The 17,109-nt window shown below is 48.0% G+C and carries 15 protein-coding genes and 1 riboswitch; of the genes, 6 read left to right on the forward strand and 9 right to left on the reverse strand.

Features of this window, described 5'->3' with window-relative positions; translation table 11 throughout:
• Positions 1 to 75: 75 nt before the first annotated feature.
• On the reverse strand, positions 76 to 1,815 hold the full coding sequence (locus tag AC3WQ3_RS17785) for a methyl-accepting chemotaxis protein (RefSeq protein ID WP_492472996.1): 1,740 nt from the start codon (positions 1,813 to 1,815) through the stop codon (positions 76 to 78).
• Positions 1,816 to 2,241: 426 nt separating this feature from the next.
• Here AC3WQ3_RS17785 and AC3WQ3_RS17790 point away from each other — a divergent pair, with 426 nt between their 5' ends.
• From AC3WQ3_RS17790 to AC3WQ3_RS17800, 3 genes are all read left to right on the forward strand, one after another.
• Complete coding sequence (locus AC3WQ3_RS17790; RefSeq protein ID WP_127538406.1) at positions 2,242 to 2,865, forward strand: deoxynucleoside kinase; 624 nt, start codon at positions 2,242 to 2,244, stop codon at positions 2,863 to 2,865.
• Positions 2,862 to 3,518 (forward strand): deoxynucleoside kinase, encoded by a 657-nt coding sequence (locus AC3WQ3_RS17795; protein ID WP_110755678.1) that lies wholly within the window; start codon positions 2,862 to 2,864, stop codon positions 3,516 to 3,518. The genes AC3WQ3_RS17790 and AC3WQ3_RS17795 overlap by 4 nt, the downstream gene beginning before the upstream one ends.
• A gap of 236 nt (positions 3,519 to 3,754) precedes the next feature.
• Positions 3,755 to 4,237 (forward strand): hypothetical protein, encoded by a 483-nt coding sequence (locus AC3WQ3_RS17800; protein ID WP_492472973.1) that lies wholly within the window; start codon positions 3,755 to 3,757, stop codon positions 4,235 to 4,237.
• 199 nt (positions 4,238 to 4,436) lie between these two features.
• Here the strand turns inward: AC3WQ3_RS17800 and AC3WQ3_RS17805 are convergent, their stop codons facing one another.
• From AC3WQ3_RS17805 to AC3WQ3_RS17835, 7 genes are all read right to left on the reverse strand, one after another.
• Complete coding sequence (locus AC3WQ3_RS17805) at positions 4,437 to 5,180, reverse strand: MerR family transcriptional regulator (protein ID WP_492472974.1); 744 nt, start codon at positions 5,178 to 5,180, stop codon at positions 4,437 to 4,439.
• Positions 5,181 to 5,365: 185 nt separating this feature from the next.
• Entirely contained in the window at positions 5,366 to 6,031 is a 666-nt protein-coding gene (gene thiE, locus AC3WQ3_RS17810; RefSeq protein ID WP_492472975.1) for a thiamine phosphate synthase, read from the reverse strand.
• Positions 6,031 to 6,843 (reverse strand): bifunctional hydroxymethylpyrimidine kinase/phosphomethylpyrimidine kinase, encoded by an 813-nt coding sequence (thiD, locus tag AC3WQ3_RS17815; protein ID WP_492472976.1) that lies wholly within the window; start codon positions 6,841 to 6,843, stop codon positions 6,031 to 6,033. The genes thiE and thiD overlap by 1 nt, the downstream gene beginning before the upstream one ends.
• A complete protein-coding gene (gene thiM / locus AC3WQ3_RS17820; RefSeq protein WP_492472977.1) occupies positions 6,840 to 7,652 on the reverse strand; it encodes a hydroxyethylthiazole kinase in 813 nt (270 codons plus the stop codon). The genes thiD and thiM overlap by 4 nt, the downstream gene beginning before the upstream one ends.
• A 48-nt stretch (positions 7,653 to 7,700) precedes the next feature.
• Positions 7,701 to 8,768: an ABC transporter substrate-binding protein gene (locus AC3WQ3_RS17825; RefSeq protein ID WP_492472978.1), complete on the reverse strand. Its 1,068-nt coding sequence runs from the start codon at positions 8,766 to 8,768 to the stop codon at positions 7,701 to 7,703.
• A gap of 92 nt (positions 8,769 to 8,860) precedes the next feature.
• A complete protein-coding gene (locus AC3WQ3_RS17830) occupies positions 8,861 to 9,673 on the reverse strand; it encodes an ABC transporter permease (protein WP_492472979.1) in 813 nt (270 codons plus the stop codon).
• Positions 9,660 to 10,421, reverse strand: coding sequence for an ABC transporter ATP-binding protein (locus AC3WQ3_RS17835; RefSeq protein ID WP_336781402.1), 762 nt, complete (start codon positions 10,419 to 10,421; stop codon positions 9,660 to 9,662). Before AC3WQ3_RS17835 ends, AC3WQ3_RS17830 begins: the two co-directional genes overlap by 14 nt.
• A gap of 166 nt (positions 10,422 to 10,587) precedes the next feature.
• Positions 10,588 to 10,690: riboswitch (TPP riboswitch) on the reverse strand.
• A gap of 203 nt (positions 10,691 to 10,893) precedes the next feature.
• Between AC3WQ3_RS17835 and AC3WQ3_RS17840 the strand changes: the two genes are divergently transcribed.
• The 3 genes from AC3WQ3_RS17840 (at position 10,894) to AC3WQ3_RS17850 (ending at position 15,872) form a co-directional block, all read left to right on the forward strand.
• On the forward strand, positions 10,894 to 11,769 hold the full coding sequence (locus tag AC3WQ3_RS17840) for a radical SAM/SPASM domain-containing protein (RefSeq protein WP_336781539.1): 876 nt from the start codon (positions 10,894 to 10,896) through the stop codon (positions 11,767 to 11,769).
• Positions 11,770 to 12,034: 265 nt separating this feature from the next.
• Positions 12,035 to 14,857: an S-layer homology domain-containing protein gene (locus AC3WQ3_RS17845; RefSeq protein WP_336781401.1), complete on the forward strand. Its 2,823-nt coding sequence runs from the start codon at positions 12,035 to 12,037 to the stop codon at positions 14,855 to 14,857.
• Between the two features lie 346 nt (positions 14,858 to 15,203).
• Complete coding sequence (locus tag AC3WQ3_RS17850) at positions 15,204 to 15,872, forward strand: pectate lyase (protein ID WP_336781400.1); 669 nt, start codon at positions 15,204 to 15,206, stop codon at positions 15,870 to 15,872.
• 166 nt (positions 15,873 to 16,038) lie between these two features.
• On the opposite strand, the gene AC3WQ3_RS17855 is transcribed toward AC3WQ3_RS17850, so the two are convergent.
• Complete coding sequence (locus AC3WQ3_RS17855; protein WP_186811932.1) at positions 16,039 to 16,992, reverse strand: copper amine oxidase N-terminal domain-containing protein; 954 nt, start codon at positions 16,990 to 16,992, stop codon at positions 16,039 to 16,041.
• Positions 16,993 to 17,109 lie beyond the last annotated feature (117 nt).

The raw sequence follows: 17,109 nt of genomic DNA on the forward strand, positions 1-17,109 counted from the left end.
GATAAGATAGAAAAAGAGACCTCCCATGAAAAAGGGAAGATCTCTTTTTTTTTGTGAATGACATCGTATATTCGATTAGTTTGCTTGCTTAACTTTGAAGAATGAAATCAGCTCCTGCAGCTGCTTGGACACGGCAGAGAGTTCATCCGAAGCACTGACAATGGACGCCATGGAAGCTTCCTGTTCAGCGATCGATTGTTCAATCTGCTTGCTGCTGTTAGCTGCCTTGCTAACACTTGCGGACAGCTCATCTGCTGTTGCAGACATCTCTTGTGTACTGGCGGAGATTTCCTCCGTAGAACTGGAGATATCCTGGATCTGATTCGCGACTTTGTTCGTGGCTGTCAGGATATCGCCGAAGAATTCACCTGTCTCCCGGGTAACCTGGGAACCTTTCTCTACTTCACGCGAACCAAGCTGCATAGCTTCGGCAGACTGCGAGATGTCCCGCTGAATCTCGTCGATTAACGAGCGGATCTGATCAGCCGATTGCTGCGATTGTTCTGCCAATTTGCGTACTTCTCCTGCCACGACGGCAAATCCTTTTCCTTCCTCACCCACGCGTGCAGCTTCGATGGAAGCATTCAGGGCGAGCAAATTGGTTTGTCCTGCAATGTCCGTAATGAGATTGACAATACCGCTAATCTCATTGGAACGGTTTTCCAAAGACCGGATGGACTCGGATGTGTGTTGTACGGCTCCCGAGATCAGATCCATTTGCTCAATGACTTGCTGCATAATCTCATGGCCCGTATGGGACCGCTGCTCCATGCTCTGCGCTTCATCGGCAACCTCTGAAGAACTGCTCGCGATGGTTTGGATAACGGTGGACATTTCCGTCATGGCACGCGCGTTTTCAACGGACGCTTGGTCCTGCGAGCGAAGGCCGAGGGAAATATCCCGAATATTTGTACTGATCATTTGAATATTGCCATTGTTATTTTCGGAGATCTCCAATAATCTCTTGGAAGAGTTGGACAGGTGATGTGAAGTCAATTGGACTTTGGACATCGTATCGTTGAATCGCTCAATCATCGTATTGAATTTCTGATTAATAATCCCCAGATCATCTCGTCCTGTCTGGATGGATACATCCAGATTCCCCGAGCTGGCAACATCGATGCCCTTCATCAGGTTACGGATCGGAGTTAACGTTTTCTTCAACAGGATATATTGCAGAATCATGAACAAAAGCAGGAAACCTATAAGGAACATGCTGCTGTATGTAATCAGCTTATGGAGACCATTCGGGATGGCGTTGGCATCGACATCAAAGTAGATGGCGGCGTACACTTCACCCGCTGCATTCTTGATCGGATACATAATGGTTGTCCAGGTTCCATATTCATCTGTATAAAAGCTGCTTAGTGCAGGTTGCCCATCCTTCTTCATGCCTTCCAGTGCTTTCACGTTTTCTTGTGGGAGTGGGTACATGGAGCCTACAGCCAGATTCAATTCTTCAAAAGGCTGTACCAGGTTGGTCGGAACGGCGATGATGGACGTTTGGTTGCCTTCCGCCAGTTCGGTTCCAAAAATATAGGTCTGGGCAATGTTGGGGTACAGTTCATGGATGGAATCCAGATAGTCCCGCAGTTCTTTTTGCACGGGACCGTCATAGCTTTTTTCATTAATGGCTTCAAGCACTTTGGCTGTGTCCAGATCGTCCGACCACTTCTGGGTGGTCACTTTGGCCTGATCATAGAGCTGCTGGCTGAGTACGTTTTTCTGCAGCTGATATCCAGCTGTAATCAGGATGATTCCAATCAACATAATACTTCCGAAAGATATAACGAGGTTTTTGGCAAAGAAAGGCATGGTACTCCATCGAATCTTAGCTAACAACTTGTTTCTCTCCTTTTTTCTGGTTAATTTGATCTATTCGTATATGTGAATCATTCCAGACTCTTCTAGGACCTCCAGACATATCGTATTCATGGAATATATCGTAATAAAGTCATATGAATGTTAGTAATGAAAATAAAATGATGCTTTAGCACTAAAATTTTCAGATTTTTTTCGCTTTTTTCATCAAAGTTGGAGAAGGATGGAGCAAAAAAATGGTTTATTATGCAAGCAGTCCTCTTCATCGTATGGTGTAATCAGGCCATTTGCGGGAGGGGTATTTAACAGAGACTGACTTTACATAAAATACTGGCCTTCGACTCTACGGGCTGTGATACAATAGGTGAGGTCTGTACAGAAACGGAAACACGCATGAGGTCGAGGAGGAGCAGAAACACGATGAATTCAGCCCCGTTTATTGCGGTGGAGGGTGCGATTGGAGCAGGGAAAACCACCCTGGCAACGATGCTTTCCAAGGAATTAAACCTTCCGCTGGTGAAGGAAATAGTAGAAGAGAATCCCTTTCTGGCTTCCTTCTATCAAAATATTGATGAGTGGAGCTTCCAGCTTGAAATGTTTTTTCTATGCAACCGGTTCAAGCAATTGGAAGACACAGGTCTGCACTACATTGAACAAAATACGCCCGTCATATCGGATTATCATATCTACAAAAATATGATCTTTGCCGAACGTACCTTGAAAGGGACCAAACGGGACAAGTACCGTCAAATCTATCACTTGTTAACCGATGATCTGCCTAAACCCAATCTGGTGTTATACATTGAAGCCGAGCTGGACACATTGATGTATCGCATTAACAAACGTGGACGTTCCTTTGAACAGGACATGGACCCGGCATATATGGAACAATTGATCGCGGATTACAAAACAGGCATGGCTTATCTGGCGGAAAGTACGAACCCACCGACCATTATTAAAGTCAATGCGGAGCAGCTGGATTTTGTGGAGCATCCTGAACATTTCAGGCAGATTGTTAACCAGGTAAAGGAGTATATCAGATGAATAACTATGGCATTCCGGCGAATGCATTAATTACGGTAGCAGGTACGGTTGGCGTGGGCAAGTCCACGTTAACAGCAGCACTTGCACAGCGTTTGAATTTCAAAACATCACTGGAGCAGGTCGATCATAATCCGTATCTGGAGAAGTTCTATCATGATTTCGAACGTTGGAGCTTCCACTTGCAAATCTACTTCCTGGCGGAGCGTTTCAAGGAACAGAAGAAGATTTTTGAGCTTGGCGGGGGGTTCGTGCAGGATCGCTCCATCTATGAAGATACGGGAATCTTTGCGCAAATGCATGCGGATCAGGGCACGATGTCAGCCACGGATTTCGAAACGTACAGCAGTTTGTTTGAAGCGATGGTGATGACACCGTATTTCCCTCATCCCGATGTGTTAATCTATCTGGAAGGCAGTCTGCCGTCCATTCTGAACCGAATTACGGAACGCGGACGTGAAATGGAAATTCAGACCGATCGCTCGTATTGGGAACATATGCATGAACGTTATTCGGTATGGATTGATCAGTTCACCGCTTGTCCGGTACTGCGTCTGAACATTGATCAGTATGATGTACATGATCCGGCTTCGGTAGATGCCATTCTGGCACAGATTGCTGCAGTCATTCAACCTTCCAAAGAAGCGCAAGCATAAGATGTCAGCAGAGTTTGGATTATAAATGATTCCGAATTAAAGATCCCTTCTTCAGCTTAAGGCTGGGAGAAGGGATCTTTGCGTTCCTGTAATATATAATGCTAATCGCCGTGCTTTCTTTCTTTTAATTTTCAGAAAAGAATAGAAATTTGTTGAAAGAAGGCACATTTTGTGGTTTCATAAGAAAGGTGAATTCTGGAAAATAAGCATAAGCATGACTCAGGAGGGAAAAGAACGTGGAAGAGAAACAAGGAATTCGAATTGGCTTGCCGATCATCGGCGGGTTGATTGCCGCGATTGTAGGGGGAGCCGTGTGGGCAGCAATTGCAGCATCGACCGAATATGAGGTAGGGCTTATCGCCATCTTGATTGGAGCACTTACGGGGTATGCGGTTGTGTTGTTCTCCAACAAACGTATTGCAACGGTACATAAAATCATTGCGGTTATTTTCGCACTTCTCGGTATTTTGCTGGGTAAGTATCTTACCGTGGTTTATTTTACATCCCAGTTGTTCGGAGATATCGGAATGATGGAACTGGCGTTTGATGTTGAGATCATCCGCGAGTTCTTCGCAACCATTACCGATTACTTCAGTGAGCCGATCGATCTGTTGTTCATCGTGCTCGCTATTGTATCCGCATGGCAGATTCCGGGACGCATGGCGAAGACAAGCCTAGCATCCACAGCTTCGTCATCCGATCAAGCGCGAAGAGCTTAATAGGAGAACACTGCCTCGGTAATCAGAACGGTGCTATGTAGTCACTGGTTATACCATTTAAAAAGTACTCAGAGTGAAGGGCCGGAAGGGGTCCATCACATTGCGGCTGAGATACAGGGAAAGGGACGTAACGCCTATGGCGTACGTCCCTTTTTTATACTTGGTGTGGAATTGAATTTTATAAGAAAAGCATATAGCATTAGCTCTTACGGTCAGCAAAGACTGCCATCGCATCCTTCATAAACATGGCCAATCTTTCGCCAAATTGATCGATATTACGAGTGAAGCGTTCATCATCCACATACATTTGTCCCAATCCTCTGAAAGCCTCCGGGGAATAGTTCCCCAGGTTGTTCAGATAGGCATACCATTCGGCGATTCCTGCTTGAGCCTCGTTCGAGGCAGGGTCCGTGTGGCGAAGTGCTGCCAGCCGTGTATAAATTTCATTCATTTCATCGGACAGGCCTTTCTGTTCTTGGGCAGATTTGCCCTGAAGTTTCTGGTTTGTTTTTTCTACAGCTTCGTCTCCCCAACGTTCTCTGGCTTCCTGTTCATACGGATTTTTGCTGAAGTCGAATCCTTCGAACTGTTCTTTCGTTGTCATGTGTATCTCTCCTCTCATATGCAAAACGCTTCGATCAATGGTAGCGATCATTTGATCAAGTCGCTGACGCTTTTCCAGCAAAATACGGCGGTGCATCTGAAGTGCTTCCTCCCGGTTAAAGGAAGGGTTGGTGATAATGCTTTTGATCTCTTTCAGGGAGAAATCAAGCTCTCTGAAAAATAAAATCTGCTGCAGCGTTTCCAGATTGGCATCCGAGTACAGCCGATATCCGGCTGAAGTGACTTCGTCCGGGGTTAATAATCCGATCTCATCATAATGATGCAGTGTGCGCACACTGATCGAGGCAAGCTCGGCAACTTCTTTGACTTTCATGGCCATGATCAAACCTCCTTACACCACTGATTGTATAGCGTCACGTAACGTGAGAGTCAACAGGTAAAAAAAGATGCGAGCCAGGAGGCCGCATCCAAAAAGTATGAACAATGATGAATGTTGGGAGTAAGCGGTGAGGAAGCCAGTCTGAAGGAGCAGCCTGCCCCAGCGTGTGGGGAGGGGAGGCACGGCTATGCCTGCATCCCACGCACCGCCGCAGCGAACTGCGCAGCCGCTGCGCGCACATCGGCCGCGCCCGCGATGGCGGAGATGACGGCTACGCCGTCGGCTCCTGCCGCCATCACGGCGGCCGTGGTTTCGGGCGTAATGCCACCGATACCCACCACCGGAACTGCGATGCCTGCGGCGCGCAGTTCCGCCACCCCGGCGGGGCCCAGCACAGCGTGGGCATCCGCCTTGGAGCGCGTCGGGTACATGGGCCCGACGCCAAGATAGTCGGCGCCCGCCTGCACGGCACGGCGCGCCTCAGCCACGGAGTGGGCGGATACGCCAAGCATCCGCCCGGCTCCGATGCGGGCGCGTACCAGCGCCGCGTCCGCATCGTCCTGGCCGACATGCATGCCGTCGGCCTCCACGGCCACAGCCAGCTCCACATCATCGTTCACGATGAACGGAATCCCGTGCTGGCTGCACACCTCGCGAAGCTGCATCGCAAGCGTGATGCGGGCTTCGCCAGCAAGTGCGCCAGTTCCCTTCTCGCGGAACTGGAACAGCGTGATGCCGCCGGCGATGGCTTGGCGCAGCACATCCACAGGGTTCAGCGCTGTATTCACGCTGCCCATCACCAGGTACACCTGCATGGCCTGGCGTACCGCCTCTGCATCCCATCTGCGCATCACTGCTCACCCCGCTGTCTGCGCTGATACGCAAAATGATTTGTTGGCCCGTGTCCGCTCCCAATCCCCAGTTCATCCTCAATGGCTGCCTGAATGAACGCTCGCGCGGTTGTTACGGCAGCCAGGACAGACGAGCCCTTGGCCAGTTCGGCCGTGATGGCGGCAGAGTACGTACATCCGGTCCCATGGGTGTGGCGTGTCACAATGCGTACGTTCTCCAAATAGTGAAAGGTCGTGCCGTCATAGAGCACATCAACAATCATCCCGTTACCTTCAGCATGTCCGCCTTTGACCAGAGCATACGCGGAGCCCATGTGCACGATTCGTCTGGCGGCTTCTTCACGATCCGCCAGATTGCGGATGGTCATTCCGGTGATCAGTTCGGCTTCCGGAATATTCGGTGTTGTGATTAATGCATGTGGAAGCAGATCCGTGATCAGGGCGTGTACCGCCTCCTGCTGAAGCAAAGGGGCACCACCTTTCGCTACCATGACCGGATCAATGACCAGATTGGTCCAGCCGAATTGCCGCCATTTCTCGGAAACCAAGCGAATGGTTTCTGCGCTGAAGAGCATGCCTGTTTTTACCGCTCCGGGCTGGAAGTCTTCACCTGTGGAGTCGAGCTGCTGGGCAATGCCTTCCAAAGGAACCGGATAGACTCCCTGAACGCCTAGTGTATTCTGTGCGGTAACCGCAGTAATAACAGACAAGCCGTAAGCGCCCAGCTCCTGAAAGGTTTTCAAATCCGCTTGAATACCGGCCCCGCCGCCATTATCCGACCCGGCAATCGTGAGTGCCTGCGCCATACTCATTGGGTATCACCGCCAAGCTGTCGCACCTGAGCCCGCTGTGCAAGCACGTCCGGAGTTACCAATGCAAGCTGGTTTAACAGCTCGATCTGGAAACTGCCTGGCCCGAGGTTGGCTGTGCGCGCTGCTGCGATCTCGGCTGCAACGCCATAGAAGGCAAGTGCTTCAACAACACTGCTTAGCAATTCTTCTCCAGACGGTGCAACCGCAGCAAAGGCACCTATGATGGAGCTAAGCAAACATCCTGCGCCAGTGACCTGGGTGAGCAGGGCATGGCCATTTTGCGTTAGGAACGTGGTCTGCCCATCCGTAATGACATCCTCGCGTCCAGTGATAACGACAACACAGCCAAGCTTCTGTGCTGCCCGCTCGGCGATTCCGGTGCGGTCACCTTCGCCTTGGCCTGCATCGACACCCTTGATGCTCCAGTTCTCGCCTATGACATTGGCGACTTCCGCTACGTTACCCCGCAGTACGGTAAGTCGAAGCTCGTGCACGAGCATCTGAACCGTATCCGTGCGATAGGCCGTAGCGCCAGCTCCCACCGGGTCAAGTACAACTGGCACATGATGGGCATTGGCCGATTGTCCGGCGAGGCGTATGGCTTGGACAACCTTGTCATCGAGTGTGCCAATGTTGAGCACGACCGCTCCGGCCATTTCAGCGACATCGGCTACCTCTTCATGTGCATAGGCCATGAAGGGAGAGGCGCCCAGTGCGAGCAGACCGTTGGCCGTAAAGGGAGCAACCACGAGGTTGGTGATATTGTGAACCAGTGGATTTTGAGTACGAACACGTGCCAGATATGACATTTGAAATTCCCTCCTGGTAAGCGATTATTTTTTAGCAGCAACTGCTTTTTACTTATCCTGCAAGTTGATAAACGCATCCTCGGCCTGTACCGAATCCGGAATCAATTCACGTTGTACCAGCCACTTCCGCACGTTATCCCAGGAGGAAGGTTCCTGCCAGCCGAACGGAATACCTTCTTCAGTCATGAGCGGGAGCAGGATGTCCAGGCTCTTTGTTTCAATTTCCCGATCCAGCGGGGACGTCTCATTTTCGTGTGCGAGCAGGATGTTCAAAGCTTCATCGGGATGCTCGGTCACATAGTTCTGACCTTCCTGGATCGCCTTGACGAAGCGGGTGAGCTGATCCTTCTTCGCCTCAATTCCCTCGTCGCTTGCTGTAAGAACGAGTTCGTAATAATCCGGCACGCCGTAATCGACGGGGTTAATTGACTTAACGGGATGACCTTCTTTCTCAAGAATCAACTGTTCATGATTGATAAAACCACCCATGATCGCATCGGCCTGACCGGAGGCAAGCGAAGGGATCAGATCAAAACCGACATCCACCAAATTCATACGGTCCGGATCGCCGCCATCCTGACTAATCATCGTACGCACCATGGCTTCATATAGGGGAACGGAGGAATACCCTACCGTCAGTCCTTCAAGATCTTTGGGCGAGTTCACGTTGCCGTCCGTTTTCGTCAGCAGATGAACGAGTGGATGCCGAACGACAGCAGCAATGGATCGTACGGGAATGCCTTCTCCACGGGCTAGCAAAATTTGCGGCTGATAGCTCAGCGCCAGGTCCACTTTGCCAGCGGCTACAAGTTTGAGTGCATCATTCGTATCGGCAGGCATCTGAATGTCCACATCGAGACCTTGGTCTGCGAAATATCCATTCTCCTGTGCAGCGTATATAAAGGAATGGACTGCATTCGGATACCAGTCGAGCATGATGGACAATGAATCATGGTCACCAGACGACGATCCGGTTGTTGTTGAATCTGTGCCCTGTACCTGGGGATCGGAATCGGACGATGATGGGTTCGCACCCGTATTGCCACAACCGCTGACGATCAGTAATAAACAGATGAGGGCAGGAAGCAGGATGTGAATGAGTTTCTTTTTTTTCATGGATAAATGGGCCTCGTTTCTTTCATTTTTGTTTGGTTCCAATCGCTGATATGTTTTAAAGAGATCGACAGGAAGGAGCAGCACTTGTTATCTCATTGCGATTGCCTTTTCATCGACTTTCCTCTGCGTGCATGCTCTGCATTCCGCTTCAATCCGAGGACTCGCTCCAGCCAGGCAATAAGCACGAACAGACCGATGCCCAGCAGGGATAACAGCAGAATGGATGCAAACATTGCGTCGGTATTCATGCTGCTGGACATTCTGCGGCTGAAATAACCAAGACCTTTGCTGCCTCCGAGCCATTCGCCAATGGTTGCCCCGACCACGCAGTACACCACCGACATCTTCAATCCTGAAAAGAAAGAGGGCAGCGCAAGAGGTACCTGAAGCTTGCGAAACAGATCCCACTTACTTGCTCCCATGGTCATCAGCAGTTCGCGCTGTTCCGGGTCGCCTTGACGGAGACCATCATAGGTGCTGACCACAATCGGGAAGAAAGCGATCAGAAACACCACAGCGACTTTGCTCCAGAGCGTGTAGCCAAACCACAGAATGAACACAGGAGACAGGGCAATCAGTGGAATCGTCTGGCTGATTACGATGAAGGGATACAGCGCTTTTTCAATCGAACGGCTGAGGTGCATACCCGCTGCCAAAGCGCTTCCGGCCACGATGGACAAGCCGAAGCCAACTGCTACCTCCATCAATGTGGCAGGCAGATGGGTTCCCAGGAGCAGATGCCGATGCTCAACTAGAGAACTCGCTATGGATGTAGGTGCAGGGATAATAAAAGAAGGGACCCAGCCCAATCGTACGATGCATTCCCAGCTGGCAAGCATCAGGAGGAGAAGCGCAGCGAACAGGCCATAGCGGGCAAACCATCTGCTGACGCTAAAGCTTCGCATGTAGTTGTTCCTCCAACCGTTGTCGCATTCGTATCAGATCCGGATCGTAGACCATGCCCGAATGTCTCGGACGGGGCAGAGGCACCGTCGTGTCCAGCAGCTGCCGACCGCCAGGAGTGAGAAGGACAATCCGGTCACTTAATAACAGGGCTTCTTCGATATCATGCGTAATGAACAGCACCGTTTTGCCGAGGCTTTCCCACAACTCAAGCAGCCAGCGATGCATCTCTCGCTTGGTCATGGCATCGAGTGCGCCGAAGGGCTCGTCCAGCAGCATCAGCTGTCCTCCCGTCAACAACGTTCGAAGCAGGGCAACCCGCTGCTTCATGCCGCCGGACAGTTCGTCCGGGTAGGCATGCTCATAGCCAGATAAGCCGAATCTGTCGAGTCCGGCCATAATGTCAGCGCGCAGCTTCACCTTGTCCTGCTTCCACGGGGCAAGCTCCGATGGAAGCAGGCAGTTCTCCATGACCGTCCGCCAGGATAACAGCAAATCCTTCTGCGGCATGTAGGCGACTCGACCAAGTCGCTGTCCTGGCGGCACCCCAGCAATTTCGATCGTGCCGTCCGTCGGTTCAAGCAAGCCTGCCAGCAGCTTGAAGAGCGTACTCTTGCCCGACCCGCTGGAGCCGATCAGCGAGACGAATTCTCCCTTTTTTACACACATCGACACATTGGAGAGGACGGGGGAATGTCTCTGATCCGGAAAAGTGAAGGTCATGTTGTCAATCTGTACATCGTTGCTCATTTGGTTCCTTGACCCCCTTGGAATAAAAACTGCCTGAACGGAAATGCACGTTGTATGCGATCTGTATGTAAACGCGAAAAAGCCCGCCCATTTCCGGAGAAATGAGTGGGCCTATTAAGTTCAACCGACATTCATGTTCATATGAATATGAAAAAAATCCGTTAACTGAAAGTCCGCTCCACTTCCCTCCGCTGGTATGATCCAGATCAGGTTCAAAGGGTCCGAATACGTTCATTCGTCTCAGCCGCAAGGCTCCCCTAGTGCAATCGTTCAAGATATGCAGTTGTGTACACAGCATATATCACATTCCCGCGAGATGTAAAGAGGGCTTAGAGGCAAAAGTTACACCGTTAAACTCATTCGCGGATTTACCTTGGCTTCCTAACCCGATATAATGGGGATGGCACATATGGGCCGGATTACAAATGAGGGTGGGACTGTTCTCCCTCCTAAGCAGAATGGGGACCCCGAGTTGAAAACGTTCAAGAAAGTATATATTGAAATTACAAGCATATGTAACCTGGCGTGCAGCTTCTGTCCGCAGACGAAGCGTGCCAAAGGATTCATTGACCCTGAAGTCTTCAACAATATATTGGATCAGATTAAGCCACATACCAAACACATTTATTTGCATGTCAAAGGGGAGCCGTTACTTCACCCCAAAATTGATTTGTTACTGGATTCCGCGCACGAGAAGGGATTCAAGGTAAACATAACAACGAACGGAACACTGCTGCCCAAGACCCAGCATAAACTGCTTGGCAAACCGGCATTGCGGCAAATGAACTTCTCGCTGCACAGCTTCGACGGGCACGAGGGATCGACGGACCGTGAGGGATACCTCAATAATATTTTGTCCTTTGCGAGAGAAGCGGTGAAGCACAATGTGATCATCTCGTTCCGGCTCTGGAATCTGACGCAGGATAACTTCACGAATGCCCAGATGAATCGGAACCGGGAAACACTGGAGGTACTGGAGCGCGAGTTCAACCTGGATTTCCGCATTGAGGAAAAGGTGGTTCCAGGCAGCGGCGTCAAAATTGCGCCGAATGTCTATCTCAACCAGGACCATGAGTTCCAGTGGCCAAGTCTGGATGCACCAGAGGATGATGGCAAAGGCTTCTGTCATGCGCTTCGCAGTCAGGCGGCGGTCCTTGTGGATGGCACGGTTGTTCCATGCTGCCTCGATGGCGAAGGTGTCATTAATCTCGGTAACGTCCATGAGAAGTCTTTCTCGGAGATTGTCGAAGGTGAGCGGGCGAACAATCTGGTTTATGGTTTTTCCAAGCGGGAAGCTGTGGAGGAGCTATGTCGGAAGTGCGGATATCGTCAGCGGTTCGGAGCCTAGTCAAATAAAAATGTGTTTAGAGCGTGCCATTCGAATGTTTATTTCGGGTGGTGCGCTTTTCTGTTTTTTTTGCAGAATTGTTTTGAGAATAAAATTGAAATCAATTCAGAATTACAACTTTTTTGTAAAATCATAGTTTAATAATCTTGTTTTTATGAGTTTGCATGGTATTATTATCCTATTGATCAGGAGGTGATATAGTTCCATAGATTCACATATTATTATTTTTACCTACTAGAAGCCTACTGAGGAGTGTGTTTGAGTTTTGAATTCAAAATGGAAAAAGTTTAATCGCAAACTATCATTAATGCTTTCTACGTCACTTGTTGTCTCCATGTTATCTCTTAATTTATCTGTATCGGCAGAAGTAGCTACTTCTAAGAGTTCTTTTACTGATATTGATCATTCGTATGCCAAAACTGAAATAACCAAATTGGTTGAACAAGGAATACTTACAGGTTTTTCTGATGGAACCTTTAAGCCGTCTGATGCAGTAACACGAGCTCAACTGGCAAAAATCATGGTTGGTGCCCTTAAATTAAATCCGGATACTGCTGAAGCTAGCAAGTTCAAGGATATTAAGGAAGATCAGTGGTATGCTGGGTATGTAGGCGCACTTGTCAAATCTGGTATTGCTCAAGGTACTTCGAAAGATAGCTTTTCACCTAATAAGAACGTAACAAGAGAAGAATTAGCTGTATTTTTCGTTAGAGCTTTTGGTTGGAACCAACAAGACGTAACGAGCCAAACATCCAAACCTCAACTTTTTGATTTGGATCAAGTATCGAACTGGGCAAAAGATTCTGTAGCATTGGCCTACCAATCTGGTTTCATCAAAGGATTAGTTCAAAAAGATGGAACAGTAAAATTTAATCCTTCAGGAATAGCAGATCGCCAAGCGTTAGCGAGACTTGCCTATGAATTTGTAATGAATAAGTCTACATATGATAGTTACATGACTCCGGCCAAGACAGAGGACGGAACTGAAGAATCTAACGAAGCAAAACCGGAAACGACAAAACCTTCTGAGGGTAGTAGTAAAGGAAGTAGTGGTAGCAGTTCCGGAGATAAAGGGAACGGTAGTAACAATGGTGGAAATAATGGGGGCGGGGAACAAGCTCCTAGTAAAAATCTTACCGCTCCAGGTGAATATACGCTTGGGGATGTAACTGGAAATGTAACTATTAGCTCTAAAGATGTCACTCTAAAAAACACCAAAATAAATGGTAATCTGAGAATACTTGAGTCCGTAGAAAACGGTGACGTGACTCTTGATAATGTTAATGTTACGGGAACCACTGAGATTTATGGCGGAGGCCCTAACAGTATTCATGCGGTGAACTCCGTTCTAGCAACAGTGATCGTTGACAAAGCAGATGGTAGTATCCGTCTGGTCCTTGAAGGTGGAAGTGATGTTCAGCAGATTGAAATTAGATCTGGTGCAATCGTACAGAATGTTTCCACGGGTCAGGTTGGACCAATCGATATTGCAGAGTCGGTTCCGCATAATGCTTCGGTAGCTCTGAGCGGAAGTTTCGACTCCGTAATGGTTCATGCGGAGCAAATTTCAGTGGAATTTGGAGATGACTCCACCATTGGCAATCTCGAAGTATTCGAACAAGCATTGAACACCGTGTTTAAAATTAACCATGGTGCTGTAGTGAATCGGGCAATATTGAACGCAATTGTACAATTTTCTGGAGGGGGAGCATTAAATTCGGCCCTGGTTAATGTAGAAGGCATTGATTTCAGTCAACTGAGTCAGCCCCCAGCCATTGAAGCAGACCCTACGGTGACGAGCGTTGTTTATTCACCGGAAACAGCAGAGTTTTCAGCAATTGATTCAACCCGTCAGATCGTATTAACGGGGGTTACTGGATCAGCGTCCAAGGATCTTACTTCGTTTGCAAAGTGGAAGGTCGAAGATAGCACCATCGCCGTCGTTAACTCAGGCAAGATTCAGGCCAAAGGTAACGGTACAACAGTTGTGCAAGCCCAATATGGAGATTTTGAGATCAATGTCCCAGTAACTGTTGCAGTTTATAACGAAGGAGCAGCTTATCCAACACTCACAGGGATTCAAGTTACCAATGGAAGTGCCAAATTGGTATTTACTGAAGGGTTTGAAATCTCTGAACTAACAGCAGATGATTTTGTAGTTCATGCCTATTTGAATGGTACAGAACAACAATTGAATAATTTGCAGTACGATAATGGCGAGTTTACTTTTGACGCTGTTAACAGTTACGGGTCCACTTTATACATCACAGTAGAGTCAGATGTTAATAAAACACATTTTGCAGGAAGCCAAAGTGGTGCAATTAAGCTGACCGGATTCGGCGGTCACATCAAGGATGTTGCTGGAGAAGCAGTTGCTAATTTGCAAATTGCATTTAGAAAAGGTCTGGATAACAAAACAGGTGAAGTTGTGGGTACTGTAACAACGGATACTTATGGTAACTATCAAATTTATCTTCCACCAGGCATCTACACAGGTGAACTGGGAGGAGGAGACACGAAATATATTAAAACGTATCTGATTGGTGTTTCCGCAGTAAATGTGGAAAATAGAAATGAAAATCAAACAGCTATTGAAATACCTTCACAAGATGAAACACGTATTGTTCTGACATGGGGGAAAGACCCAGCCGATTTGGACTCACACCTTGTAGGTCCTGCAGGTGACAACAGCATGTTCCATACGTTCTTCGCAGATAAGCAATACTATAATAATGACGAACTTATGGTAGATCTGGACTTGGATGATGTCACGTCCTATGGACCTGAAACGACTACCATACGTCAACTGCTTCCTGGAACATATACGTTTTATGTGCATCATTTTTCAGGAGTGAGTACGATCAAGAGTTCAGGAGCTAAAATTGAAGTGTTCCACGGAGCTGTAGCTTCACCAAGTGCCTCGTTTACAGTAGAGGAAGGAAGCGGCAACGAGAGATATTGGGTCGTTTTCAAAATGATCGTAGCTGATAACGGTACAGTAACATTTGAATCTGTGGATACATTTACGGATATCAATCCGCTCAATTCACTTCAATCATCTGTTGATCATAGTGAGGAAGAACTGTAGATATATCAAAGGAATTATGTTAATTCATAAGGCTGAATAGCATCTGAGAAACCCTGTCTTTTATAGACCAGGGGTTTCTTTTTTTTGTTCTGCAGTCTTTACAAGCTGTAAATGAAGCATACCGAAAGTTAAGATCAGCACATTCCACGCGGAACGGATCGACAAATAATGCAAAGAATGCAGGTATCATGCCGACAATTGGATATCTAATCTAATGATTATTATCATTACACTCCTGTTTTGGTAGGATCAGGGTAGGGTCCAGGAAAGAGGTGCACCTCTTAAGGGATCCGGGAAGACAAGCTGGCTTGAACACCAATATATCCGTATAAGGGAGGATTTACGCATGAGAAAAATGTTATCGTTGCTGCTCTCCGCAGGTCTGGTCGCTTCTGTATTTGGTGCATTACCCGTGTCTGCTGCTCCCGAAATTGTGAAGACAACGATCATTGTCAAAGCAGGTGAGACTTATGATGGCAAAGGAAAAAGCGTAGCCGCTGATCCAAACACATTGGGAGATGGCAGTCAGGCCGAGAACCAGAAACCGATCTTTCGTCTTGAGGCAGGAGCTACACTGAAAAATGTAGTGATCGAGGCACCGGCAGCCGATGGCGTCCATTGTTATGGCAGCTGCAATATTCAGAATGTGACCTGGAATGATGTCGGTGAAGATGCACTCACGCTTAAATCCGCCGGTACCGTTAATATTACGGGTGGAGCAGCATACAAGGCATATGATAAGGTGTTCCAGATGAACGCTTCGGGGACAATTAACATTAAAAACTTCAGAGCAGATGATATCGGCAAGCTGGTACGACAAAATGGGGGAACCTCTTACGCGGTTACCATGAACGTGGACAGCTCCAACATTTCCAATGTGAAGGATTCCATTCTGCGAACAGACAGCAGCTCTACGGTCGGCAAAATAACGAATACCCGCTATTCCAAAGTGCCTACCCTGTTCAAGGGATTCGCATCGGGTAAAACAAGTCAATCGGGGAATACGCAATATTAAGGATAGCATGTCAACGAAAAGATAGACCGGGGACAATTGCATTGTTTAGACCCTTTTCTATATCATTACGCAAAAAGGCACCCTCAAGGATGCCTTTTTGCGTTTACCATAAAACTAGATGAAAAGAGTTTAGAAAATATTATATGTCTCTGAGATTTCTCAGTAGTCATTCGTTTTCTTCTGGAACGGCAACGATGATTTTGTCTTTTTGCGGGGCAATGGAACCCGAATCAATGGAGCCAGACTTGTTCATGACCTCATAGGAAGTCTCTTCCAGCATCTGAGAGTATTTAAATGATACAAGAGTTTGGCCTGCTACCGATGGTCGCTTCCCTGCTTCTGCTACAGCTTTGGTTTTGATGAAGAACAGATCTCCGATAGTTCCGGCTGCACTGCTCACGTTGGCCTGCCATTTCAGCAGGGCAGCTCCATTTTTGATTTCGTAGTAACTGACGAGATCATTATCTTCGTTGACGAAAAAGCGGTCCTTCTGCCCTTTTTCAAAAATGTAAGTCACCGATGAGTCGACAGGACCCAGTGGATTACGGATGTCCAGGCGTGCCTGTTTTAAATCGGAAAAACGTGGAAGACGGAGTGCTGCCTCACGTGCGATAGTCAGATCAGAACTGTTGTACTCCTTAATAATCGATGCATCTGGCGTATAAATATAAGCTTCCTTGGCAGCCTGATTCCATCGAACTTCTGCACCGAAGGTTTCACCGATTGCACGAAGCGGCAGCATGGCTTTGCCATTTACCAGAATAGGAGCGGAGGACAGTGCTGCAGCCTGGCCGTTTTTCTTGATGGTTTTGCTGTTAGGGGTGAGTACATACTTGTCGCTTCCTGTACTAATGCTAATTTGTTTTGTTTTGTTGTTGTACCCGAAAGTATAGTCACCCAGAAATTTCAGCTCAGTGAGCGCCACATACGTAACTCCCTGCCGAATAACCACATCATACTCAGCAGGAACATTGTTAATATAGGCTGCAGGCTGGTGTATCGCTGCCGCTTCCACTACATGGGAAGACATCAGTGCAGGTGCCGTTCCTGCGGTAACGATCGAAGCGGCAAGGATCCATTTCCATTTTTTTTGCTGCCAGGTTGTGTTGGTTGTATTCATATGATCAATCCCCTTTCCCGTATATAGACGGCTAATATCTCCTAAATGTTTCATATTAATGGAATTGGCATCCTTTCTATACACGGAATTCTCCAGTGTGAAACCTTGTCCGACTTA

The sequence above is a fragment of the Paenibacillus sp. FW104-T2 genome, assembly GCF_058789975.1.

Bases quoted from the DNA above. Each gene is read 5' to 3' on its own strand.
- AC3WQ3_RS17785 (WP_492472996.1), bottom strand. From the start codon at position 1,815: ATGCCTTTCTTTGCCAAAAACCTCGTTATATCTTTCGGAAGTATTATG.
- AC3WQ3_RS17790 (WP_127538406.1), top strand. From the start codon at position 2,242: ATGAATTCAGCCCCGTTTATTGCGGTGGAGGGTGCGATTGGAGCAGGG.
- AC3WQ3_RS17795 (WP_110755678.1), top strand. From the start codon at position 2,862: ATGAATAACTATGGCATTCCGGCGAATGCATTAATTACGGTAGCAGGT.
- AC3WQ3_RS17805 (WP_492472974.1), bottom strand. From the start codon at position 5,180: ATGGCCATGAAAGTCAAAGAAGTTGCCGAGCTTGCCTCGATCAGTGTG.
- thiE (WP_492472975.1), bottom strand. From the start codon at position 6,031: ATGCGCAGATGGGATGCAGAGGCGGTACGCCAGGCCATGCAGGTGTAC.
- thiD (WP_492472976.1), bottom strand. From the start codon at position 6,843: ATGAGTATGGCGCAGGCACTCACGATTGCCGGGTCGGATAATGGCGGC.
- thiM (WP_492472977.1), bottom strand. From the start codon at position 7,652: ATGTCATATCTGGCACGTGTTCGTACTCAAAATCCACTGGTTCACAAT.
- AC3WQ3_RS17825 (WP_492472978.1), bottom strand. From the start codon at position 8,768: ATGAAAAAAAAGAAACTCATTCACATCCTGCTTCCTGCCCTCATCTGT.
- AC3WQ3_RS17830 (WP_492472979.1), bottom strand. From the start codon at position 9,673: ATGCGAAGCTTTAGCGTCAGCAGATGGTTTGCCCGCTATGGCCTGTTC.
- AC3WQ3_RS17835 (WP_336781402.1), bottom strand. From the start codon at position 10,421: ATGAGCAACGATGTACAGATTGACAACATGACCTTCACTTTTCCGGAT.
- AC3WQ3_RS17850 (WP_336781400.1), top strand. From the start codon at position 15,204: ATGAGAAAAATGTTATCGTTGCTGCTCTCCGCAGGTCTGGTCGCTTCT.
- AC3WQ3_RS17855 (WP_186811932.1), bottom strand. From the start codon at position 16,992: ATGAATACAACCAACACAACCTGGCAGCAAAAAAAATGGAAATGGATC.